The organism is Amycolatopsis sp. NBC_01488, assembly GCF_036227105.1.
Taxonomy (GTDB): Bacteria; Actinomycetota; Actinomycetes; order Mycobacteriales; family Pseudonocardiaceae; genus Amycolatopsis.
On record NZ_CP109434.1, the window covers coordinates 4,720,526 to 4,742,500 of the forward strand.

Consider the following 21,975-nt stretch of genomic DNA (forward strand, 5'->3'; position numbering starts at 1 on the left):
GTCCATGAGGGGCATCTTCATGGCTCTAAGTCCATGAAGGTGCCCCTCATGGCTTTCAGGACCGGAGCCAGACCGCGGTGTCGGTCGGCAGGGAGCCGTCGAGAGAGCCGCTGGCCAGCAGCACCTCGCCGGCGGGCAGCGGGACCGGCGAGGCCGAGAAGTTCAGCGCGAACGTGAACTCCGGCCCGAGCCGGAACGCCAGCACGCCGTCGCCCAGCGAAAGCCATTCCAGCTCACCCGGGGGAAGGTCGCGCCGCTGTCGCAGTCCGGAGCGGTACAGCGACAGCATCGACGTCGGGTCCGCGGCCTCGGTTTCGGCCGTGAACGCCTTCCACTCGGAAGGCTGCGGCAGCCACGCGCTGCCGCTGCCGAAGCCGAACGGCGGCTCGTCGCCGGACCACGGGATCGGGACGCGGCAGCCGTCACGTCCGGGGTCGGCGCCGTTCGTGCGCGCCCACACCGGGTCCTGGCGCAGCTCGTCCGGGATGTCCAGGACTTCCCACAGGCCCAGCTCTTCACCCTGGTACACGTACAGCCCGCCGGGCAGCGCCAGCGTCAGCAGGGCCGCCGCCCGGGCTCGGCGGGTGCCCAGCTCGCGGTCGACCGGCAGCTCGTGCAGCCGGTTCGCGAACGAGAAGCCCGTGTCGCCCTGGCGGCCGTACCGCGTGACGTGCCGGGTGACGTCGTGGTTCGACAGCACCCACGCCGCCGGCGCGCCGACCTCGTCGTGCGCGCGCAACGTCCGGTCGATGACGTCCCGGAAGCGCGCGGAATCCCACGGGCAGACCAGGAAGTCGAAGTTGAACGCCGAGTGCAGCTCGTCGCGGCGCAGGTAGCGCGCCGCGCGGGACATGTCCGGCAGCCACATCTCGCCGACCAGCACGCGCTCGCCCGGGTAGCTGTCGACGATCTTGCGCCACGAGCGGTAGATCTCGTGCAGGCCCTCCTGGTCGGAGAACGGCGTCTCGTCGCCCTCTTCGACGTCGGGCAGGGCCGGGTCCTTCACCAGGCCGTCGGCGACGTCGATGCGGAAACCGTCGACGCCGCGGTCGAACCAGAACCGCAGGACGTCCTCGAACTCCGTGCGGATTTCGGGGTTGTCCCAGTTGAAGTCGGGCTGGCGCGAGCTGTAGAGGTGCAGGTACCACTCGCCGTCCGGCACGCGCGTCCACGCGGACCCGCCGAAGCGCGACTTCCAGTTGTTCGGCGGCTCGGCGCCGTCCGGCCCGCGGCCGGGCCGGAACCAGAACCGTTGCCGCTCCGGCGATCCCGGGCCCGCGGCGAGCGCGGCCTGGAACCACCGGTGCTCGTCGGAACAGTGGTTGGGCACGATGTCGATGATCACCCGGATGTCCCGGGCGTGCGCCTCGGCGATCAGGTCCTCCGCCTCGGCGAGCGTGCCGAAGAGTGGTTCGATGTCGCGGAAGTCGGCGACGTCGTAGCCGCCGTCGTCCATCGGCGACGGATACCAGGGGGTGAACCAGATCGCGTCGATCCCCAGGTCGGCCAGGTGGTCCAGCCGGGCGCGGACGCCGGCGAGGTCGCCGACGCCGTCGCCGTTGCCGTCCGCGAAGCTGCGGATGTAGACCTGGTAGATCGCCGCGCTGCGCCACCAGCCGGTTTTGTCGGCGGTCGACGCGGACTGCGCATCAGCGGTCACGGAAGTGCCCTCCTAGTCGTTGTGGAAACCCCGGGTGCGGCTCAGCCCTTGACGGCGCCGGCGGTCAGCCCGGCGAGGATCTGCCGCTGGAACGCCAGGAACAGCGCCACCATCGGCAGGCTGGCCAGCACCATCCCGGCGACGAGCACGTTGAGCGGCATGTCGATCGCCACCCGCTGCAGCATCACCGAGAGCGTCTGCTTTTCGGTGTCCGGGAACACCAGCAGCGGCCAGATGAAGTCCTTCCACGCGGTGACCACCGCGAGGATCGACACCACGGCCAGGATCGGCCGCGAGATCGGCAGGATGATCCGCCAGAGCGTGCGCACCGGCCCGGCGCCGTCGATGCGCGCGGCCTCGATCAGCTCGTCCGGGATCTGGTCGAAGAACCGCTTGAGCAGGTAGATGTTGAACGCGTTCGCCGCCGCGGGCAGCCAGACCGCGGTCGGCGAGTTGATCAGGTTGAGGTGCAGCAGCGGCAGGTCCGTCACCGTCACGTACGTCGGGACGAGCAGGGCCGTCGCGGGCAGCATCAGCGTGGCCAGCATCAGGCCCAGCACGACGTTGCCGAACTTCGGGCGCAGCTTCGACAGCGCGAACGCGGCCGGGACGTCGATGGCCAGCTGCGCCAGCCACGCGCCGCCGGCGACGACGAGCGTGTTGAGGAAGTACTTGCCCAGGCTCAGCTGGTCCCAGGCCTCGGCGAAGGTCTCCGGGTGCCATTCGTGCGGGACGAGCGTCGCCGGCGTCTGCGCGAGTTCCTGCGGAGACTTCAGCGCGCCGGTGACCGCCCAGTAGAGCGGGAACATGAAGGCCAGCACGAACACCACGAGCGTGCAGGCGAAGATCACGCCGTAGACGGCCTTGCCGCGCGGGCTCCGCAACGCGCTGGGCGAGACGAGGGTCCTCATGTCTGGTCCGCCTTCCGCGTCAGCCGGACGTACCACGCCGAGAACACGCCCAGCGCCACGAACAGCAGCAGGCTCATCGCGCTCGCCGAGCCGAAGTCGTTGTAGACGAAGGCGTAGCGGTAGAGCAGCAGGAGCACGGTGACGGTCGAGTCGTCCGGCCCGCCGCCGGTCATCACGTACGGCTCGGTGAACACCTGCATGGTCGCGACGATCTGCAGCAGCAGGAGCACCAGCAGGACGAACCGCGTCTGCGGGAACGTGACGTGCCGCAGCCGCTTCCACAGCCCGGCGCCGTCCAGTTCGGCGGCTTCGTACAGCTCGCCGGGGATCGTGCCGAGCGCGGCCAGGTAGATGAGCGTGGTGCTGCCCATGTTGGCCCACGTCGAGACGAAGACCAGCGACAGCATCGCCGTGCCGCTCGAGTCGAGCCACTGGCCGCCGGGCAGGCCGACCGCGCCGAGCGCGGAGTTGAACAGGCCGGGACCCGGGTCGTAGAACCACTTCCACATCAACGCCGTCACGACCGGCGGCAGCATCACCGGCAGGTAGACGGCGAGCCGGAAGAACGCCTTCGCGTGCCGGATCTCGTTGAGCAGCACCGCCGTCAGGAACGGGACGGCGAAGCCGAAGACCAGCGCCAGCCCGGTGAACAGCAGCGTGTTGCGCCAGGCGACGCCGAACAGCGGGTCGGCGAAGAGCCGCTTGAAGTTGTCGAACCCGACCCACGTCGGCGCGTTGACGAAGTCGACCTGCTGGAAGCTCAGGAGAACGCCGCGCACGATCGGGTACCAGGAGAAGAGCGCGAACACCACGAGCGCGGCGCAGAGCAGCCCGTACGCGGTGAGGTTCTCCTTCAGCTTGCGCCTGAGCCGGGTCCGGCGGCGATCTTCCGGCGAGACGGCCGGGCGCCCGGCCCGCGACGAGGACGTCGCGGGCCAGGCGAGCAGGCTACTTGACCTGGGCGAGGACACTGTTGACCTTCGACGACGCGGACGACAGCTGCTGGTCGATGTTCGCGTTCTGGTCGGTGAGCACCGCCTGCATGACGCTGTCGAGCGCGGCGTAGATCTGCTGCGCGTTCGGCGGCTCGATGCTGCCCTTGATCTTGCCGGTCGTGTCCACGTAGGACTGGTAGTTCTGCGCGGGCACGTTGGCGTACTTGGCCTTCAGCGCCAGCTGCTGGTCGCGCACCGAACCCTGCCAGACGTCCGGAGTCGGCTCGGCGGGCAGGCCGACCGGCTGCTTGCCGTCGACGTACTGCTGGATGTGCTTCTCGAAGCGGTCCGGGTTGAGGTACTTCCACTGGATCCACTCGAGGCCGGCCTTGATCTTGTCCGGCGAGGCCTTCGGGTTGATCATGTAGCCCTCGCCGCCGAGCAGCGTGCCCTGCCCGCCGGGCATGCCGGCGATGCCGTAGTCGTCGTACTTGCCGTTGAACTGCTTGACGAGCACGGGCACGTTGTCCGGGGCGGCCATGTACATGCCGAGCTGGCCGGCGCCCATCATCCGCTGGACGTCGGTGGCTTCGAGGAGCTGCTTGGCGCCCATCGAGTTGTCGGTCCAGCGCATGTCGTGCAGGTACTGCAGGGCCTGCTTGCCCTTCTCGTTGTCGAAGTCGGCGACCCACTTGTCGCCGTCCTTGCGGGCGATGTCGCCGCCCATCGAGTACAGCCAGCCGGTCATGTGCCAGCCGCCCTGGTTGTTCTTGCTGTAGTCGGCGTACCCGACGGTGCCGTTGCCCAGCGCGGCGATCTTCTTCGCGTCGGCGCGGACCTCGTCCCAGGTCGTCGGCGGCTTGTCGGGGTCGAGCCCGGCCTTCTGGAACAGCGGGCGGCTGTAGAGCAGGCCCATCGTGTAGTTCATCGTCGGCAGGCCGTAGAGCTTGCCGTTCGCGTCGCGGAAGTTGTCCAGGAGTTCCGGCTTGATGTCGTTGATGTGCGGAACGCTCTTCGCGGCTTCCGTGATGTCGGCGGCTTGGTGCCGCGCGATGATCTGCGCCGGGTCGGTGAAGTAGACGTAGTAGACGTCTTCGAGCTGCCCGCCGGCCAGCTTCGCGGAGAACGTCTTCGGGTCCATGAACCCCTCGTGGGGCTGGATCTGGATGTTCGGGTGGGAAGCCTCGAACTCCTTGACGTCGGCGTCGAACACGCTGCGCTCGAACGGCTGGCTGGTCGGCGGCTGGCCGGTGACCGTGATCGTCACCTTGCCCCCGGGCGCGGCGGCGTTGCCGTCGTCACCGCAGGCGGCCACCCCCAGGGTGAGGCCGCCTGCGGCCAGCAGGCAGAACATCCGGCGGGGCAAGGATCGGGACCAGGGACTGCTCATCTCAAGCCTCTTCTCGGGTCGCGACGGCTGTCACGTGATTGCGGTCACTCTAAAGTGCAAGAGCAGATCGACGCAATAAGGCGACGAGAAGTTGCAAGTTACGAACAGGACGCGGGCGGCTGGTGTCCGGGAGGGCAAGGGGCCGCGCAAGCGACGTGCCTGGAGGGTCGACACGCGTGTTTGGGCGGACGACACGGCTCGCCGGCGTCTCGTCCACCTGCGCGCGAGCCGACTGTCTGGGTGCGTGGGCCGACTGTCTGGGAAGTTCCCGTGGATGGATCTTGGCGCTCGGGTACGCGAAAAGGCGCGACGGCTCGTGAGCCGTCGCGCCGGGGGCGTGAGAGCTAGGCCGTGCGGCGGGCGGTGGACCCGCGGACCACCAGCTCCGGGGCGAACAGCAGCTCCTCCGCGGCCACCTCGCCGCCGTTGATGCGCTTCACCAGCAGCTCCACCACCGCGCGGCCCATCGCCTCGATCGGCTGGCGGGTGGTCGTCAGGGGCGGGTCGGTGCAGTTCATCAGGGCCGAGTCGTCGTAGCCCACCACCGAGATGTCCTCCGGCACCGACAGCCCCTGCCGCCGGGCCGCGCGGACCGCGCCCAGCGCCAGCAGGTCACTCGCGCACAGCACCGCCGTCGCGCCGCGGGGGTACAACCGCGCCGCCGCCGCGTGGCCGCCTTCGATGGAGAACATGCCGTGCTCGACCAGCTCGTCCAGCACCGGCAGCCCGAGCTTCGCCGCGTACGCCTGGAACGCTTCGAGCTTGCGCTTCGACGGCACGTGGTCGGTCGGCCCGAGCACCAGGCCGATCTTCTCGTGCCCCAGTGAGCTCAGGTGCCCGACGACCTGCTCGACGGCCACCGCGTCGTCGCACGACACCTGCGGCAGCCCGAGGTGGTCGACCGCCGCGTTGATCAGCACGGTCGGGAGTCGCCGCTCGACGAGGTGGTGGTAGTGCGAGTGCACCGCGTCCGCCTGCGCGTACAGCCCGCCGGCGAACACCACGCCGGACACCTGCTGCTGCAGGAGCAGCTCGACGTACTCCGCTTCCGACACCCCGCCCGCGGTCCGCGTGCACAGCACCGGCGTGAAGCCCTGCTGCGCGAGGGCGTTGCCCATGATCTCGGCCAGTGCGGGGAAGATGGGGTTCTGCAGCTCCGGCAGCACCAGCCCGACCAGGCGGGCCCGCTCGCCGCGCAGCTGGGTGGGGCGTTCGTAGCCCATCACGTCCAGCGCGGTGAGCACGGCGGCCCGGGTGCTGGCGGACACCCCGGACCGGCCGTTGAGCACCCGGCTGACCGTGGCTTCGCTGACCCCGACCTGGCGGGCGACTTCGGCAAGACGACGCGTCATGAGTGAAACTTTACAGCAACTGGGCGCAAAACTGTGACAAGCCCGTACCGGTCCCGGGGACCGGTACGGGCTTGCCGGAGGGCCGGGCTACGAAGCCGCCACCTCGAACTCGGACACCTGGCCCGCGGGCCAGCCGGTGTTGCCGGTGAACGTCAGCCGCACGAACCGCTGGGACGTCGCCGCGAACGACACCGACGCCGTGTTGCCGGTGGCCGGGTCGAACGTGTAGCCGCGCGAACCCACCAGCGTCGTGTACGAGCCGCCGTCCTGGCTGCCCGAGATCGTCACCGTCTGGGTGCGCGCACCCCACGCCGACGACGGCGGCAGCTTGAGCGTCACCTTGTTGATCGACGAAGCGGCGCCGAGGTCCACCGTCAGCGTCTGCGGGAACGCGTTGTTCGCGCTCTCCCAGTACGAGTTCGCGTTCCCGTCGTTGGCGTTCGACGGCGGGAACCCGCCCTGCGACGCCGACGCGCTGATCGCCTTGCCCTTCGCGATGTTGCTACCGGACGTAGGCGGCTGCGGCGGCCCCGAGTTCGGCGCGGGCCACGTCGAGCAGTCGCTCCAGGTGCCGGTCCAGCCGCTGTTGCCGGACCCGCTGAAGGTCATCTTCGGGATCGACGTCGGGTACGGGCAGTTGTACGTGCCGGTCACGCCGACGCCGGACGCCGTGAGGTTGCTGATCGACACCGACCCCTGCGTTTGCGACTGCGCCACGAACGTGCCGACGCCCTGCACCGAGACGCCGTCGATCGTGATGCCCTGGATCTGCTTGCCCGCGCCGTTGCCGTCGATGAACTGGATGGCCTCGTACGGGCTCTGGATCGCGGTGAACCCGGTGACCCGGATCGTGACGCCGGTGATCGCCTGGTCGCGCGCGTCGAACCACAGCGCGCCGACGCCGAACTGCCAGTTCGGGTCGAGCGCCCCGGCCCGCAGCGCGGTGTTGTTCGACAGCGTCACCGTGCCGCTCAACGGCACCGAGCTGAACCGGTTCGCGACCAGGTAGCCGCCGCCGAGGGCGTTCGTGTCCTGGACGAGGTTGCCGCTCACGGTGTTGTTCGAGCCGCCGTACAGCGCGATGCCGTTGGCCAGGTTCGGCTGCACGACCGTGTTGTTGACCAGCGAGTTGCCCGAATCGGCCTGGCCGTTGGACCACAGCGCGAGGCCGTCGTCGCCGTTGTTGCGCAGGTAGTTGTTGCGCAACGTCGAGTTCGTGACGGCGCCGTCGAAGTTCACGCCGTCGGCCTGCGTGTCGAGGATGCGGTTGTTCTCGATCGTGAGGTTCGACGACGCGCCGTTCATCAGCCACAGCCCGCACTTCGTGTCCTGGATCCACAGGCCGCTCACGACCGAGCCGTTCCCGAGCACGCCGTGGAACGCGTTGTCCGGGCTGCCGTCGTTCCGCTCGGTGACGTCACCGAACACCGCGAAGTCGTACAGCTTGATGTTGCCGGACGCGCTGCCGTTGTTGAAGATGTTGTTGCCGTGCAACACCGTGTACCACTGGCCGGCGCCGCGGACGGTCGTCTGGTCGATCTGCAGCGCCGAGCCGATCTCGAACCGGCCCGGCGGCACCCAGACTTCGCGACCCTGCGAACGGGCCGCCGAGAGCGCGTTGCGGAACGCCTGCGAGTCGTCCGACGAGTCGTTCGCCGTGGCACCGTAGTCGGTCACCGAAAGCGAGTTGGCCGGCTGCGCACCCGCGCCGCCGACCTGCTCGAAGTCGGCCAGGTCGATGGTCGCCTGGCCGACGTCGCCGGAGTCGGCTTCCACCCGGACCTTGGCTCCGGCGGCCGCGTTCTGGCCGAACAGCAGCCGGGCGTCGTCGAAGAAGTGGTGCGTCTTCGCGCCCGGGATCCAGCCGGTGTCCACATAGGAATACCGGGACGTCACCGAGAGGCCGCTGCCGAGCTTGGTCCCGTTGACGTACACCGAAAGCCGCCCGGACGAGCCGTCGGGCAGGTTGTAGTGGACGTTGATCGAGTTGGCCGCCGCGGGCAGCGTGAACTCGACGTACTGGCCGGTCGTGATCTTCACGGCCTGCCGTCCGGACGCTTCCGAAGCGATGCTGGCCTGCGTGTAGTCCGGGCCGACGGCCGAGCCGTTCGTCGCCGAGCACTCGGCCTCGACGGTCCGGAACGGCACGCTCGCGCCGCCGGACGCCGTCGTGGGGCAGGTGGCCGCGGCGGCCGGGGTACCGCCGGAAAGCACGGTCAGGCCGGCCGCGGCGAGTGCGGCGGCCAGCAAGGCCGCGCCGCGGGGAATCGAGGGCATCATCAGCACCTTTCGTTCGCTCACGAGGAATAGGCTTCGAGTTCGGACAGCTGGCCCGCGGGCCAGCCGGTGTTGCCGGTGAAGGTCAGCTGCAGCGTGCGCGCCGACGTCGCCGGGAAGGTGATGGTCGCGGTGTTGCCGGACGCGGGGTTGAACGTGTAGCCGGCGGCGGCCTTGATCCCGCCGACCGAGATCGTCTGCGTGCGGGTGCCCCACGCCGACGACGGCGGCAGCTTCAGCACCAGCCGCGAGACGGTCACCGTGCTGCCGAAGTCGACGGTGAACGTCTGCGGGAACGCGTTGTTCGTGCTCTCCCAGTACGAGTTCGCGTCCCCGTCGACCGCGTTGCCCGGCGGGAAGCCACCCTGCGAGCCGGACGCGCTGACGTTCTTGTGCAGCGCCAGGCTCCCGGTGGGCGGGGTCGTGGTGGGCGGGGTCGTGGTCGGCGGAGTGGTGGTTGGCGGCGGTGTGGTGGTCGTGGTGCCGCCGTTGTTCGAGCCGTAGACGGGCGTCGGCCACGAGCCGCAGTACGTCGTCGTCCACCCCGAGTTGCCGCCCTGGTCGGCGAGACCGGTCATCGCGTCCGGGCCCATGCAGTTGTAGACGCCCGCGCGGCCGACGCCGGTCGCGACGACGTTCTGCACCGACCCCGTCGGCTTGGCCTGGATCTGCCAGGCGAACGTGCCGGCCCCGCTGATCCGGACGTTCGTGAAGTGCACGTCCGTGGTGGCGCTGTCGATGAACTGGATCGCCTCGTAGTTGTTGTCCTGCAGGTCGAGGTCGGTGACGTCGACGCGGCCGGTGATCGCCGAGTCGCGGCCGTCGAACCACAGCGCGCCGACGCCGAACTGCCAGTTCGAGTCGAGCACGCCGGTGCGGATCGCGGTGTTGCGCGCGACGGTCGTGGTGCCCGAGAGCGGCACCGCGCTGAACCGGTTGGCGATGTGCAGGCCGCCGCCCTGGTCCTGGTTGTCGGCCACGACGTTGTCGGACACGGTGTTGTCGTGCCCGCCGTAGATCGCGATGTTGTTCGCGAGGATCGGCAGCAGGACGGTGTTGAAGGAGAACGTGTTGTGGTGGTCGGCGTCGTGCTCGGACCACATGGCCAGGCCGTCGTCGCCGGTGTTGCGCAGGAAGTTGTTCGTGACCGTGACGTTGCTGATGCCCTGGTGCAGGTTCAGCCCGTCGGCCGTCTGGTCGAGGATCCGGTTGCCGGACACGGTGAGCCCGTCGAACGGCCCGTCGAGCCACAGCCCGACCTTCGTGTGCTGCAGCCACAGGTTCTGCACGACCGAGCCGCCGCCCAGCGCACCGCCGATGGCGTTGGACTGGTCGCAGTCGACGCGGGCGTCGACCTGGCCGATGATCGCGAAGTCGTACAGCTTGACCGCGCTGCTCGTGCCCGGGACGGCGCCGTTGCCGGGATACGTCGACGTCCCGCAGCTCGCCGGTTCGCCCTTGCCGAAGATCCCGGCGCGCGGGCCGGTCAGCACCGAGTACCACGGCCCGGCGCCGCGGATCGTCACCTGGTCGACCGTGATGTGGTGGCCGAGGGTGAACGTCCCGGACGGGATCCAGACCTCCTTGCCCTGGCTGCGGGCGGCGGCCACGGCGGAGTCGAACGCGCCCGCGTCGTCGCTCGTGTCGCCCGCGGTGGCGCCGTAGTCGGTGACGGACACCGAGTTCGCGGGCCGCGAGGCGGCCGCGCCGACCTGCTCGAAGTCGGCGAGGTCGATCGTCGAGGCCGTGGTGTCGCCCGCGTCGACCTGCAGCTTGATCTTGGTGCCGGCCGGGTACGACGTGCCGAGCAGGGCGCGCGCCTCGTCGTAGAAGTGGTGCGCGTGGCCGTCACCGGGGTTGTTGGTGAACGGGTACGAGCCGTAGTACCAGGCGTACTTCGAGGTCAGCGCGATGTCCCGGTTGTGGGCACCGCCGACGTAGAGCGAGATCGTGCCGCTCGTCCCGGTGCCGTTGGCGGAGTCCGGGAGGCTGTAGCGGAAGTCGATCGAGTTCGCCGGGGCCGTGAGCGTGAACTCGACGTACTGGCCCTGGCCGGACAGCGTGACGGCCTTGCGGCCGGACGCCTCGCCGGCGAGCGTGCCCGCCGCGCGGTTGGGGCCGATGATCGAGCCGTTCGTCGCCGCGTTTTCCGCTTCCTGTTCGAGGAAGGGCACGGTCGCGCCGCGGCCGGCCGCGAGGGCCGGGCTGCCGGCGGGAGCGGCGGCGATCGTCAGGCCGGCCGCGACGGTCACGGCGGCGGCGATCGCACCGAATCTCTTGGCCCGGAGGCGATCCGGGGCTTTTTCGGGCGCGCTGGAGACAGAGCTGGGAGACATGGGCGGCACTGGCCTTTCCGCAGCAGGTGGGGGACCTCTGTGACCGGGATCATACGAATCTGGGACAAGAAACCGCAATAGTTGGACGAACTTACGCAACTTTGCGACAGGAATTGACGACTGCGCCGGATGCCCGACGTTCGCTTACGCCCGGCGGAGCAACGCTCTCGCGGTCGGTGCGCGCTGATAGTTTTCCGGCATGAGCCAGCGACGTGCGGACGGCAGCGCCGGGGACGCGGATTACGGCGCGATCGGCGGGGTCTACACCGATTACCGCAAGCCGGATCCCCGGATCGGCCAGTACATCCTCGACGCGCTGGGCGACGCGCGGACCGTGCTGAACGTCGGCGCGGGCGCCGGCGCGTACGAACCCGAAGACCGCGAAGTGACCGCCGTCGAGCCGTCCGCGTCGATGCGGGCGCAGCGCCCGGCGGAGCTGCCGCCGGCGGTCGACGCGGTGGCCGAGAAGCTCCCGTTCCCGGACCGCGCGTTCGAGGGCGCGATGAGCACGTTCAGCGTCCACCAGTGGAACGACCTGTGGACCGGGCTGAAGGAGCTGCGCCGCGTCACCCGCGGCCCGATCGCCATCCTGACCTGCGACCCGGCCCTGCTGCGGCGGTTCTGGCTGCTCGACTACGCGCCCGAGGTGATCGAAACCGAAGCGCGGCGCTACCCGCCGGTCGACGACATCGCCGACGGGCTCGGCGGTACCACGTCGATCATCGGCGTGCCGATCCCGATCGACTGCACCGACGGCTTCAACGAGGCCTACTACGCCCGCCCGGAACGCCTGCTCGACCCGGGCGCGCGGCTGTCGTGCTCGGCGTGGAGCTTCGTCGACGACCGCGTGCACCACCGCTTCGCCGCCGAGCTGCAGCACGACCTCGACGACGGCACGTGGGAACGCCGTTACGGGCGCCTGCGCGAGCAGCGGACGTTCGAGGGGTCGCTGGTCCTCGTCGTCTCGGACCCGACGTCGTGACGCCGCCGCCGTTCGACCCCGAGCTGGCGCCCGTCGTCGAGATGCTGCGCGTCCTCCGCCCGCCACTGGCTTCCCTCGCCGACATCCCCGGCCGCCGCGAGCTGAACGCCGCCGAGCACCGGACCGTCGAGGAGCTGGCCGCCGCGTACCCCGGGTACAAGGTCGCGGAAGAGTACGCGGGGGACGTCCCGCTGCTGGTCATGGCCCCGGCGTCGAGCGCGGGCGTCCTGTACTACGTCCACGGCGGTGGCACGATCGTCGGCAGCCACCTCGGCGCCGACGTGCCGAACCTGCTGGCCTGGGCCGGCGAACTGAGCCTGACGATCGTCTCGCCGGGCTACCGGCTCGCGCCCGAGCACCCGTACCCGGCGCCGGTCGAGGACTGCTACGCCGGTCTACTGTGGACGGCCGAGCGGTACGCCGCCCCGCTCGTGCTCGGCGGGATCAGCGCGGGCGGCGGCCTCGCGGCGGCCACGGCCCTGCTGGCCCGCGACCGCGGCGGCCCGTCCGTCGCCGGGCAGCTGCTGCTGTGCCCGATGCTCGACGACCGCAACGACACGCCGTCGGCCGTCGACTTCGACGGCCGCGGCCTCTGGGACCGCACGGCCAACCGGGTCGGCTGGACGGCCTACCTCGGCGACCTCGACGACGTCCCGCCCTACGCCGCCGCGGCCCGCGCCACCGAGCTTGCCGGGCTGCCGCCGGCGTTCCTGGACGTCGGCACGGCGGAGACGTTCCGCGACGAGGTGGTGGCGTACGCGGGCCGCATCTGGCAGGCGGGTGGCGAGGCCGAGCTGCACGTCTGGCCCGGGGGCTTCCACGGGTTCGACTCGCTGGCCCCGGAAGCGCGGATCAGCCGGGCGGCACGAGCCGCCCGGCTGACCTGGTTGCGGCGCTTACTCGGCCAGTAGGTCCTGCAGTTCCCGCACCGCGACAGCGAGTTCGTCGGCGAAGCGGTACATCTCCGCGGACACGTGCTTCGGCGTGCTGAGGTAGATGTTCCAGCGGTCCGGCAGCAGCACGTACGCGACGCCGATGCACTGCGGGCTCGTCGAGCCGAAGCCGAAGTACTGGATGTTGACCGACGGCGCCGAGCTGGTGCTCAGGTAGTCGTCGCGCATCTTCAGCCAGCCCGGGGACGTGTACAGCGACGGCGTTTCCGGGTCGCCGCGGCGCTTCCCGATCAGCTGCAGCTCCCACAGGTGCTGCTCCGGCGCGTCACCGGCCTGACACTCCTTCGCCCGCGAGACGTGCTTCGCCGCGGCCGTCCGGAACGCTTCGCGCTTCTCGTCGGCCGAAGCGGTGCCGCTTTCGACGGTGTCGACGAACTTCACGACCTCCGGCGTCACGACTCGCATCGCCTCGGTGCGCCCGTTCTGGAACTGCCGCGTCGCGATCGACTCGTACGTCGCTCCGGTCAGGCCCTTCGCGCGGCGATGCGCGAGCTGGTACGCCATCTGCGCGAAGGCGTCCGGGGACATCCCCAGCTCCTTCGCCCGGTTGGCGCCGAAGTCGAACGACACGGTCTGCGTCGCCGTCGCGTCCGCGTACGCCCTGAAGGCGGCCCCCGCCGCGAGAGCGTCTTCGCGGAGGGCGTCGGTCAACGCGAACTCGACGACCTCGTAGCCCGGCACGCCCTCGGCGGGCTCCCGCGACGAACGCGAACCGCTCAGCAGCACGTCGGTGAAGCCGAGGATCGTCGTGCCGTCGAGCTCGCAGTGCTCGACGTTGATCCCCGCGGTGCCGTCCTCGAACACGATGAGCGACACGGCCTTGTCGTACCAGCGGTTGTCGCCGTACAGCAGCCGGTCACCGGCTTCCAGGGCGCTCGACGGCGTGAAGTCGTCCAGGCACAGGCAGAACAACGCCGTCTCGATCGTCTCCAGCGCGTCGCCGTTGCCCGCTTCGAGCAACGCGGCCCGCGAAGCCGCCCACTCCGCACGCGCCTTCGTCGTGAAGTGCCCCGCGGGGACGTCGGCGACGTGGTCGTCCTTGAGGATCGCGCGCAACCCGTCGGCCAGCTGCGCCGGCGAGTACGGGCGGCCGTCTTCGGCGAGGACGTCCAGGCGGAACGGCGTGTCCCGGTGGAACACGACGATGTGCCGCTCCGGCGACGGGAACCGCGTGCGCGCGGTGTCGAGCAGCTCGCCCGGGATGCGCGTGGCCGAGAACAGGTACTGGTGCTGCACCATCGACTGCGGCGTCCCGCGCAGCAGCACCGGCGGCACCAGTTCCTCGTCGAGCTTCAGCTTGTAGTCCACGGCGGCCGCGGTCAGCTCGGCCGCGCGCTCCACCTGACCCAGCGGGGAGTCCTGGAACAGGAAGAAGAAGTTGGCGTTGAGCGCGATCCGGTCGCGGCGGCCGAGGTAGCGGTACGGCCAGAACGTGTCGAGCCAGCTGCGCACGCCGGGCGAGCGGTTGTACTCCTCGAGCGCGGCCTGCCACCCGCGTCCGGGGCTGCCGGGCGCCAGGAACTCCGCGACCGCCGTTTCGGTCGCGGCCAGCTCGTCCGGCGTCAGCAGCGGTGCGCACCACTCGAGGAAGCGGCGGCCGCTGTCCTCCAGCGTGGGGACGGGGACGCGGGGGAGCCGGTCCTCGTTGCCGAACGTGCGGGTGGACCAGTCCGGACTGCTCACGATCATCCTTCTTGCTGAGAAGTGGCGAGCGTGGCCGCGAGTTCCGCGGCCGCGCCTTCAGGACGGGAAACATACAGCTGCGCGTAGAGCCAGCCGTCGGACTCCAGGCCGGCCGGGTCGAACCCGGCCGCGTCGAGCGTGTCGAGGATCTGCGTCTGCTCCTCGGCGGAGGCGAACCGCCGCTGCCGGAACACGCCCGGTACCTGCGCGGTTTCGTACCCCAGCCCGGCGAGGCTGTCGGCGACCGGTTCGTAGGAGAACATCCGCAGCACGAAGTGCGCCATCCACGGCCGTGAGCCGCGGGCGATCCGGGTGATCGTCTTCTCGGTGACGTAGCCGACGCAGCCGGTCGAGATCACCAGGTCGACGTCGTCCAGCAGCTTGCGCTGGGTGCTGTCCGGGTCGTCGTGCTCGAGGTCGGCGTGGATCGCCTCGTCGAGGAACCCGGCGGAAAGCGCGTACTCGAGCGCCGGCGCCGACGCGTCCAAGCCGTAGAACTTCGCCCCGCCCTCGCCGGTGACGCGCGTCCGGTCGGCTTCGAGCAGCCGTGCGTGGCTCAGCGGCCGCACGTCCGGGTCGGTGTAGTGCGCGTAGAGGTCGTCCATCGTGGCGTCGCACCGCCGCAGGGCCGCGTTGACGCCGTACGAGCAGCCGACGTCGAGCACGGTCGGGCGCTCGGCGGGGTGTTCGCCGATCAGTTTCGCGAAGTACGGCTTCGCGAGCTGGGGGATTTCGTAGCCGACGCGGCGGAGCGTGCCGAAGAACGGCCGCGGGTCGGGCGCGGTGTAGATGTGGTCGAACGAGATCTTGCCGGTCGAGTCGAAAGGCACAGGCCAGGCTCCTGATCTAGTCGCAGCTCCGCTGTCCGTTGAGGGCGGCGGTGGGGGCATGGATGGACTAGTCGAGCAGCTCGTCACCCCGGTCGGTGCGCCCCGCGAGGTGGGCGGGCAAGACCCGGCCGAAGAGCTGCCTGGTCCGCTCCGCGCTGCCGATGACCCCCGGGCGCTCGCTGTAGGCGAAGATCGCGGAATGCCGCGCGATCGCACCCTCCACCGTACTGACCCGGTGCAAGGCGAAGCGCCCTTGGAAGAGCTGCAGATCCCCCGGACGGAGGCTGAGCCGCTGGACCGGACGGGTGCTTTCGCCGGAAAGGACCTCCCGCACGCCGGCGAAGTTCTCGTCGGCCGCGGACCGGATGCCGGGGCAGTATTCGAAGGTCCCGCCCGCTTCGGCGGCCTGCGTCAGCATGCTCACGGTGTAGGCGTTCGTGTCGAAGTGCCACGGGTGCGCGCGGCCGGGTGCGATCGCGTTGAGCGTCAGCCCGGACAGCGGGTCGGCCAGTTCGTGCAGCTCCGGCAGGCCGAAGCAGTCGGCGACGAACCGCTGGAACAGCGGGCTGGTGTAGAGCCGGGCGATGATCGACGACGCGGGGATGTGGTCCCGGGCGACGAAGGCGTTGCCGCGCTCCATGATCGTGCGGCCCGGGTGGTCCTCGGGCAGCGGCTCGTCGATCGCCGTGTTGTAGGCGTTGACCTTTTCGATCTTCGTGTAGGCGTGCGGCTCCAGCGCGGCGCATTCTTCCCGGAGGACGTCGTGCAGCTCGGGCCGGATGAAGTCGGCGAGCACGCTGCACCCGACGGCGACCAGGTCGGCACGGGTGCGGGCGACGATCTCGCGCCACGCGGGACGGTCCGGATCGGAGAGCGGGTAACGGTCGGTGTCGACCATTTCCAGTGGCGCCACGGAGGTGCTCATCGAAGTCCCTTCCGCCGGGTGAGGGACCAGAGTTAGCACAGAGTCCGGTTGGTCAACCGTCCGTTTGTGAGCGGTGACACACAGTGCGTCAGAAGCGGTGCGAAGCGAGAACCCCCATGCGCCGCAAGAGTAGCGGGCGCCCGGAGCCTGGGCGCCCGCTACCGTCCTACGGCGTGAGCAGCGGCAGGAGCGGCTTGCGCACGGCGGTCGCGACGCCGTCCGAAGCCTCCGCGGCGGCGACGCGCTCGGCCGTCGGCCTGCCGTAGCCGGTCGTGCGCTGCACGAGCGGGCGGCCGAGCGGCTCGACCATCGCGCGCATGTCGCTGATCGTCTTGTACGACCCGTTCGACGCGCCGGCCATCCGGCTGATCGTCTCCTCCATCAGCGTCCCGCCGATGTCGTTGACGCCGCCCTGCAGCACCGCGCGGCTGCCCTCTTCGCCGAGCTTGACCCAGGAGCTCTGGATGTTGTCGATCATGCCGTGCAGCAGCAGCCGGGAAAGCGCGTGCACCGCCCGGTTCTCGCGCACGGTCGCCCCGGCGCGGGCCAGCCCGGCGAGGTAGATCGGCGAGCTCTGGTGGATGAACGGCAGCAGCACGAACTCGCTGAACCCGCGCCGCCCGTGCTTCTCCAGGCCTTCGCGCTGCAGCCGCGCGAGCAGCTTGAGGTGCGCGACCCAGTGGGCGGGGGTGTCGACGTGGCCGTACATCATCGTGGACGTCGTCGGCAGCCCGACCTCGTGCGCGGTGGTCACGACCTTGATCCACTCCGACGTCGGCAGCTTGCCCTTGGTGAGCACCCAGCGGACGTCGTCGTCGAGGATCTCCGCGGCCGTGCCCGGCAGCGAGTCGACGCCGGCTTCCTTGGCCTTGATCAGCCAGTCCTTCAGGGACAGGTTGGTCCGCGAAGCGCCGTTCACGACCTCCATCGGGCTGTAGGAGTGCAGGTGGATCTCCGGCTGACGGCGCTTGACCTCGGCCGCGAGGTCGAAGTACGCGGTGCCCCGCAGGTCCGGGTGGATGCCGCCCTGCATGCAGATCTCGGTCGCGCCCGCGGCCCACGCCTCGTCGACGCGGTCGCCGACCTGCTCCAGCGAGAGCGTGTACGCGTCGGCGTCGGTGCGACGCTGCGCGAAGGCGCAGAAGCGGCAACCCGTGTAGCAGACGTTGGTGAAGTTGATGTTCCGCGTGACGACGAACGTGATGTCGTCCCCGACGGTTTCGCGGCGCAGGTCGTCCGCGAGCTTGGTGAAGGCGTCCAGCTCCTTCCCGTCGGCGGACAGCAGCGCGAGCGCGGCGTCGTCGGACAGCCCGGCGGGGTCCTTTTCCGCGCTGCGCAACGCTTCCAGCACGGTCGAGTCGAACTTCTGCGGCCCGGTCTTGATCCGGTCGCCGATCTCCTTCCAGTCCCCGTAGACGGAGTCGAAGTCGCTGCGGCGGTCCTCGGTGCGGCCGGTGGTATCGATCTCGGTGTGCAGGTCGGTGCGCCCGGACTCCTGCCAGCCGCCGTCCGGCTCCTGCCACGGGATGCCGACCGGCCTGGCGTCCTCGCGCGCCATCCCGGTGTCGTAGTCGACGAGCGCGGCGACGTGCCGCGTGATCCGCGGGTCCAGCCACGGCTCGCCGGCCTTGACGTACTCCGGGTAGATGGTGAGTCGTTCCTTCAGCTCGAACCCGGCCTTCTCGGTGCGGCGGGCCAGCTCGTCGATCTGCGGCCACGCGCGCTCGGGGTTGACGTGGTCCGGGGTCAGCGGCGAGACGCCGCCCCAGTCGTCGATGCCGGCGCGGATCATCAGGTCGTACTGGCTGCCGATCAGGTTCGGCGGCGCCTGGATGCGCATCTTCGGGCCGAGCACGAGCCGCGCCACGGCGATGTTCGCGGCCAGCTCTTCGAGGTCGGCGTCCGGCGTCGCGCGCATCTTCGTGTCCGGCTTGGCCCGGAAGTTCTGGACGATGACTTCCTGGATGCCGCCGTAGGTCCGGGCGACCTTGCGGATCTCGAACAGCGCGTCGGCGCGCTCTTCGTGCGTCTCGCCGATGCCGATGAGGACGCCGGTGGTGAACGGGACGCTGCTGCGCCCGGCGTCCTCGAGCACGCGGAGCCTCACCGCGGGATCCTTGTCGGGTGACCCGTAGTGCGGGCCGCCCTTCTCGCTCCACAGCCGGGTCGCGGTCGTCTCCAGCATCATGCCCATCGACGGCGCGACCGGCTTCAGGCGCTGGAAGTCCTGCCAGGTCAGCACGCCCGGGTTGAGGTGCGGCAGCAGGCCGGTCTCCTCGAGCACCCGGATCGCCATCGCGCGGACGTAGGAGAGCGTGTCGTCGTAGCCGTGCGCGTCCAGCCAGTCGCGGGCCGCCTTCCAGCGGTCTTCAGGCCGGTCGCCGAGCGTGAAGAGGGCCTCCTTGCAGCCCATTTCCGCACCCTTGCGGGCGATGTCGAGAACCTCGTCCGGGGACAGGAACGGCGATTCGAGCCGGCCCGGCACCGTGACGAAGGTGCAGTAGCCGCAGCGGTCGCGGCAGAGCCGGGTCAAGGGGATGAACACCTTGCGGCTGTAGGTGATGATGCCGGCGCGCCCGGCCTCGGCCAGGCCCGCGTCCCGGATGCGGGAGGCGTACTCGGAAAGCGTGGTGAGGTCGTCGCCGCGGGCGTGCAGCAGGACGCTCGCTTCGGCTACGTCCAGTGTCTTCCCGTCACGCGCCCGGGCGAGCGCGCGGCGCATCGCGGAGGCGGTCGGGGCGGTGGCGTCGGGTTCGGGTCCCATTTCACCCACGCTAGGACTGTCCTCGCGGGACCAGCCAGTGTGTGTTGCGCACCCGGCTCACCCGTTCGGTGGGCGTGATCGTCGTCGCAGGTCAGCCGGGTGCCCTGGTTGTCGATCAGCGCTCGGCCGTGTATTACCTAAAGGGTGGCATCGGTGGTCGGCAAGAAGATCGGCGGACGGACGTACTACTACCTGGCGGAGTCCGGGCGGGTGGACGGCAAGCCGCGCGTGGTGACCCAGCGTTACCTCGGGACGGCCGAGGAGATCGCCCGCGCCGTCCCGGGCGGCGAACCGGCGTCGGCGTCGTACCGGACGTACGGCGACGTCGCCGCGGTGTGGGCGACCCTCTCCCGGCTGGACTTCGTCCGGCGCGTCGACGACGTCGTGCGCGCGAAGCCGTCGCTGGGGCTGAGGCTCGCCGTCGCGGTGCTGCACCGCGCGACCGCGCCCGGGACGCCGATCGGCGAGTGGTGGGCCGCGAGCGCCGCCGCCGACTTCGTGCGGCCTCGGGTGTCCACAGTGGACGGCACCTGGCGGGCGCTGGAACGCCTTACGCCCGAACGAGTCGCGCGCATCGAGGACACCATCGCCGCCGCGGTGCTGGACACGCTCGACGACCACGCGGCACTCGCCGTCGACGTCCCGCAGTTCGCCGCGTTCGCCCCGGCCGACTGCACGCTGCCCTCGGCGTGCCGGGGCGTCCTCGCCGGAGCGGGCCTGCGGGTGACCCGCGACGGCGCGATCCCCCTCAGATCGCGGGTGTACCGGCGCGACGACGACACGGCGCCGACGTTCGCCTCGCTGACCGCGGAGCTGGGCCCCGCGACGCTCGTCTTCCACTCCGGCCAGGCGGCCCAGCTCGACCTGGGCTCACGCAGCGGATTCGTCGGCTCGCTGCCGCTGACCGACCACCCCGAGCTGCTGACCCAGCCCGCGTCCGCCCGCAAGCGCGTCGACCCGGAGCGGTTCGCCGGCCTCACCGCCTTGGACACGCACGCGGTCGTCGACGGCGTCCGGCGGCGCGTGATCCTCACGCATTCGGCGACGCTGCACGCCGCGCAGTCCCGCGCGTTCGCCGACGAGCTGGCCACCGCGACCCGCGAGCTCGACGGCCTGGCCGAGGCGCTGGCGGCGGGCACTCACCGCGGCGATCGCCCCCAGGTCCACGCCGAACTCGGCCGGGTGACGCGCGGCCGGCGCATTGAGCGCGTGCTGACCGCCGTGCTCAGCGGGAACCGGCCCGGCGAGATCCGCCTCGAACGCCGGATCGACACCGCCGCGCTGGCCCGGCTGGACGACGAGTTCTTCGGCAAGCAGGTGCTGGTCACCGACCGGGACTGGCCGATCGGCGACGTCGTCACGGCCTACCGGGCCCGCACGCACCTGGAGTCGACGTTCCGCTGGCTCACCGGCCCCGCCGTCACGGGCCCGACCCCGCGCTGGGAGTGGACGCGGCAGCGGATCGCCGCGCACGGGCTTGTTTCGGTGCTGGCCGCGACCGTGACCCACCTGATGCGACGCGAGGCCGACCGGGCGGGGATGAACCTGTCGGTGCGCGAGCTGCTCGACCAGCTCGCGGGCATCGGGGAGCTGGTGCTCCGGTATCCCTCGACCGGCGGGCGGCCGCGGACGAAGCGGCTGCCGACCGAGCGGGACCCGGGTCAGCAGGCGTTGTTCTCGCTGTTTCAGGACTCCCGGTAGATCTGCAGCGCCGAGAAGCTCTGGACCACCGGCATCAGCTCGATGACGTTGATGTTCACGTGCTTCGGCTGGTTCGCCGCCCAGAAGACGGACTCGGCGACGTCGTCCGCGGTCAGCGGCGTGGTGCCCTGGTAGACCTTGTCGGCCTTGTCCTGGTCGCCGTCGAAGCGGACCTTCGAGAAGTCCGTGCCGCCGACCATGCCGGGCTCGACGTTCGTCACGCGGACGCCGGTGCCGTGCAGGTCGCTGCGCAGGTTGAGGCTGAACTGGTGGACGAACGCCTTGGTCGCGCCGTAGACGTTGCCGCCGGGGTAGGGGTAGGTCCCGGCGATCGAGCCGATGTTGATCACGTGGCCGCGGCCGCGCTCGACCATGCCGGGCAGCAGCGCGCGGGTCACGTGCGCGAGGCCGCGGACGTTGGTCGCGATCATCTCGTCCCAGTCCTGGAGGTCCGCTTTGTGCGCGGGCTCGAGGCCCTTGGCCAGGCCGGCGTTGTTGACCAGGACGTCGACTTCTCGCCAGCCCTCCGGGAGGTTGTCGATGGTGTTCTTGACGGCTTCGGGGTCGCTGACGTCGAGGGTGACCGGGAGGACGGCGTCGCCGAGTTCCGCCGCGAGCTTCGCGAGCTTGTCTTCACTCCGGGCGACGGCGATGACGCGGGCGCCCTCGGCGACGAACCGGCGCGCGATGGCGTCACCGAAGCCGGCGCTGGCGCCGGTCACGAACACGGTCTGCTGGGTCATGGCGTGGCTCCGCTTGAGGTTAGGAACATGCTGAGTGCCTCGTTGAACTCCGTCTCGCACTCCAGGTTAGGCAGGTGGCCCGCGCCCTCGATCACCACCAGGGTCGAAGCCTCGATCTCTTGGTGGATGAGCCGGGCGTCGCGCACGGGAGTGAACTCGTCCTCAGCTCCGACGACCACCAGGGTGGGGACGTCGACGCGCCTCAGCCCCTCGGTGTAGTCGGGCCGCTCGGCGCGTCCCCTGAGGGCGGCCGCTGCTCCTTCTCGCGGCGCGTTGCGCATCATCCTGAGGACGTGCGCTTCGACGTCCGGCCTGGTCGCGCGGGTCTGCTTCGAGATCATCCGGGGGAGCAGTTCGTCGGCGTAGTCGTGCATGCCCTCCTCGGTGATCCGCGCGGCGGTGTCGAGGCGGGCCTGCTTCGCCGCCGGGGTGTCGAGGCCGGCGAACGTGTCGGCGAGGAGGAGGGCTTGGAGTCGGCCTGGGTGGTCCGTCGCCAGCTGCATGACGATCTGGCCACCCATGGAGAGGCCGCC

At 70.4% G+C, this 21,975-nt stretch carries 16 protein-coding genes (1 of these 16 running past the window's edge); 3 read left to right on the forward strand and 13 right to left on the reverse strand.

All coding sequences use genetic code 11. The features are described from left to right. Positions 1-55: 55 nt before the first annotated feature. The 7 genes from OG738_RS22895 to OG738_RS22925 all read right to left on the reverse strand — a co-directional run bounded on the left by OG738_RS22895 (position 56) and on the right by OG738_RS22925 (position 10,861). Positions 56-1,660, reverse strand: a complete 1,605-nt coding sequence (locus tag OG738_RS22895; RefSeq protein ID WP_329056457.1) for a glycoside hydrolase family 13 protein — start codon at positions 1,658-1,660, stop codon at positions 56-58. A 41-nt stretch (positions 1,661-1,701) separates the two neighbouring features. Beyond that, positions 1,702-2,571 carry a carbohydrate ABC transporter permease gene (locus OG738_RS22900; protein ID WP_329056459.1) on the reverse strand — a complete coding sequence of 290 codons (870 nt, stop codon included), beginning with the start codon at positions 2,569-2,571 and terminating at the stop codon, positions 1,702-1,704. Further along, positions 2,568-3,542: a carbohydrate ABC transporter permease gene (locus OG738_RS22905; protein ID WP_329056461.1), complete on the reverse strand. Its 975-nt coding sequence runs from the start codon at positions 3,540-3,542 to the stop codon at positions 2,568-2,570. The genes OG738_RS22900 and OG738_RS22905 overlap by 4 nt, the downstream gene beginning before the upstream one ends. Then, on the reverse strand, positions 3,520-4,896 hold the full coding sequence (locus tag OG738_RS22910) for an ABC transporter substrate-binding protein (protein WP_329056463.1): 1,377 nt from the start codon (positions 4,894-4,896) through the stop codon (positions 3,520-3,522). The genes OG738_RS22905 and OG738_RS22910 overlap by 23 nt, the downstream gene beginning before the upstream one ends. 344 nt (positions 4,897-5,240) lie before the next feature. Beyond that, positions 5,241-6,248 carry a LacI family DNA-binding transcriptional regulator gene (locus tag OG738_RS22915; protein WP_329056465.1) on the reverse strand — a complete coding sequence of 336 codons (1,008 nt, stop codon included), beginning with the start codon at positions 6,246-6,248 and terminating at the stop codon, positions 5,241-5,243. A gap of 87 nt (positions 6,249-6,335) precedes the next feature. Beyond that, positions 6,336-8,525 carry a discoidin domain-containing protein gene (locus tag OG738_RS22920; RefSeq protein ID WP_329056801.1) on the reverse strand — a complete coding sequence of 730 codons (2,190 nt, stop codon included), beginning with the start codon at positions 8,523-8,525 and terminating at the stop codon, positions 6,336-6,338. Positions 8,526-8,545: 20 nt separating this feature from the next. Next, positions 8,546-10,861, reverse strand: a complete 2,316-nt coding sequence (locus OG738_RS22925) for a discoidin domain-containing protein (RefSeq protein WP_329056467.1) — start codon at positions 10,859-10,861, stop codon at positions 8,546-8,548. Between the two features lie 199 nt (positions 10,862-11,060). Here OG738_RS22925 and OG738_RS22930 point away from each other — a divergent pair, with 199 nt between their 5' ends. Continuing rightward, positions 11,061-11,843: a class I SAM-dependent methyltransferase gene (locus tag OG738_RS22930; RefSeq protein WP_329056469.1), complete on the forward strand. Its 783-nt coding sequence runs from the start codon at positions 11,061-11,063 to the stop codon at positions 11,841-11,843. Beyond that, positions 11,840-12,754, forward strand: a complete 915-nt coding sequence (locus OG738_RS22935; RefSeq protein WP_329056471.1) for an alpha/beta hydrolase fold domain-containing protein — start codon at positions 11,840-11,842, stop codon at positions 12,752-12,754. Before OG738_RS22930 ends, OG738_RS22935 begins: the two co-directional genes overlap by 4 nt. Here the strand turns inward: OG738_RS22935 and OG738_RS22940 are convergent. The 4 genes from OG738_RS22940 to OG738_RS22955 form a co-directional block, all read right to left on the reverse strand. Next, entirely contained in the window at positions 12,740-14,485 is a 1,746-nt protein-coding gene (locus OG738_RS22940; protein WP_329056473.1) for a choline/carnitine O-acyltransferase, read from the reverse strand. The two genes, OG738_RS22935 and OG738_RS22940, sit on opposite strands and share 15 nt — an antisense overlap. Then, positions 14,482-15,309 (reverse strand): class I SAM-dependent methyltransferase, encoded by an 828-nt coding sequence (locus tag OG738_RS22945; protein ID WP_329056475.1) that lies wholly within the window; start codon positions 15,307-15,309, stop codon positions 14,482-14,484. Before OG738_RS22945 ends, OG738_RS22940 begins: the two co-directional genes overlap by 4 nt. 67 nt (positions 15,310-15,376) lie before the next feature. Beyond that, a complete protein-coding gene (locus OG738_RS22950; protein ID WP_329056477.1) occupies positions 15,377-16,234 on the reverse strand; it encodes a HalD/BesD family halogenase in 858 nt (285 codons plus the stop codon). A 166-nt stretch (positions 16,235-16,400) separates the two neighbouring features. After that, positions 16,401-18,998, reverse strand: a complete 2,598-nt coding sequence (locus OG738_RS22955) for a bifunctional FO biosynthesis protein CofGH (protein ID WP_329056479.1) — start codon at positions 18,996-18,998, stop codon at positions 16,401-16,403. Positions 18,999-19,151: 153 nt separating this feature from the next. Here OG738_RS22955 and OG738_RS22960 point away from each other — a divergent pair, with 153 nt between their 5' ends. After that, entirely contained in the window at positions 19,152-20,699 is a 1,548-nt protein-coding gene (locus OG738_RS22960; protein ID WP_329056480.1) for an IS1634 family transposase, read from the forward strand. Here OG738_RS22960 and OG738_RS22965 read toward each other — a convergent pair. Together OG738_RS22965 and OG738_RS22970 are read right to left on the reverse strand one after the other, a co-directional pair. Next, positions 20,684-21,442 carry an SDR family oxidoreductase gene (locus tag OG738_RS22965; protein WP_329056482.1) on the reverse strand — a complete coding sequence of 253 codons (759 nt, stop codon included), beginning with the start codon at positions 21,440-21,442 and terminating at the stop codon, positions 20,684-20,686. The two genes, OG738_RS22960 and OG738_RS22965, sit on opposite strands and share 16 nt — an antisense overlap. Then, positions 21,439-21,975, reverse strand: the 3' portion of a protein-coding gene (locus OG738_RS22970) for an alpha/beta fold hydrolase (RefSeq protein ID WP_329056484.1). 252 nt of this gene lie beyond the right edge of the window; only the last 537 of its 789 coding nucleotides appear in the window; the start codon falls outside the window, past its right edge; its stop codon occupies positions 21,439-21,441. Before OG738_RS22970 ends, OG738_RS22965 begins: the two co-directional genes overlap by 4 nt.

Coding starts and splice junctions, on each gene's coding strand:
- OG738_RS22965 (WP_329056482.1), bottom strand. CDS start 21,442: ATGACCCAGCAGACCGTGTTCGTGACCGGCGCCAGCGCCGGCTTCGGT.
- OG738_RS22940 (WP_329056473.1), bottom strand. CDS start 14,485: ATGATCGTGAGCAGTCCGGACTGGTCCACCCGCACGTTCGGCAACGAG.
- OG738_RS22910 (WP_329056463.1), bottom strand. CDS start 4,896: ATGAGCAGTCCCTGGTCCCGATCCTTGCCCCGCCGGATGTTCTGCCTG.
- OG738_RS22925 (WP_329056467.1), bottom strand. CDS start 10,861: ATGTCTCCCAGCTCTGTCTCCAGCGCGCCCGAAAAAGCCCCGGATCGC.
- OG738_RS22915 (WP_329056465.1), bottom strand. CDS start 6,248: ATGACGCGTCGTCTTGCCGAAGTCGCCCGCCAGGTCGGGGTCAGCGAA.
- OG738_RS22950 (WP_329056477.1), bottom strand. CDS start 16,234: ATGAGCACCTCCGTGGCGCCACTGGAAATGGTCGACACCGACCGTTAC.
- OG738_RS22930 (WP_329056469.1), top strand. CDS start 11,061: ATGAGCCAGCGACGTGCGGACGGCAGCGCCGGGGACGCGGATTACGGC.
- OG738_RS22955 (WP_329056479.1), bottom strand. CDS start 18,998: ATGGGACCCGAACCCGACGCCACCGCCCCGACCGCCTCCGCGATGCGC.
- OG738_RS22900 (WP_329056459.1), bottom strand. CDS start 2,571: ATGAGGACCCTCGTCTCGCCCAGCGCGTTGCGGAGCCCGCGCGGCAAG.
- OG738_RS22920 (WP_329056801.1), bottom strand. CDS start 8,525: ATGCCCTCGATTCCCCGCGGCGCGGCCTTGCTGGCCGCCGCACTCGCC.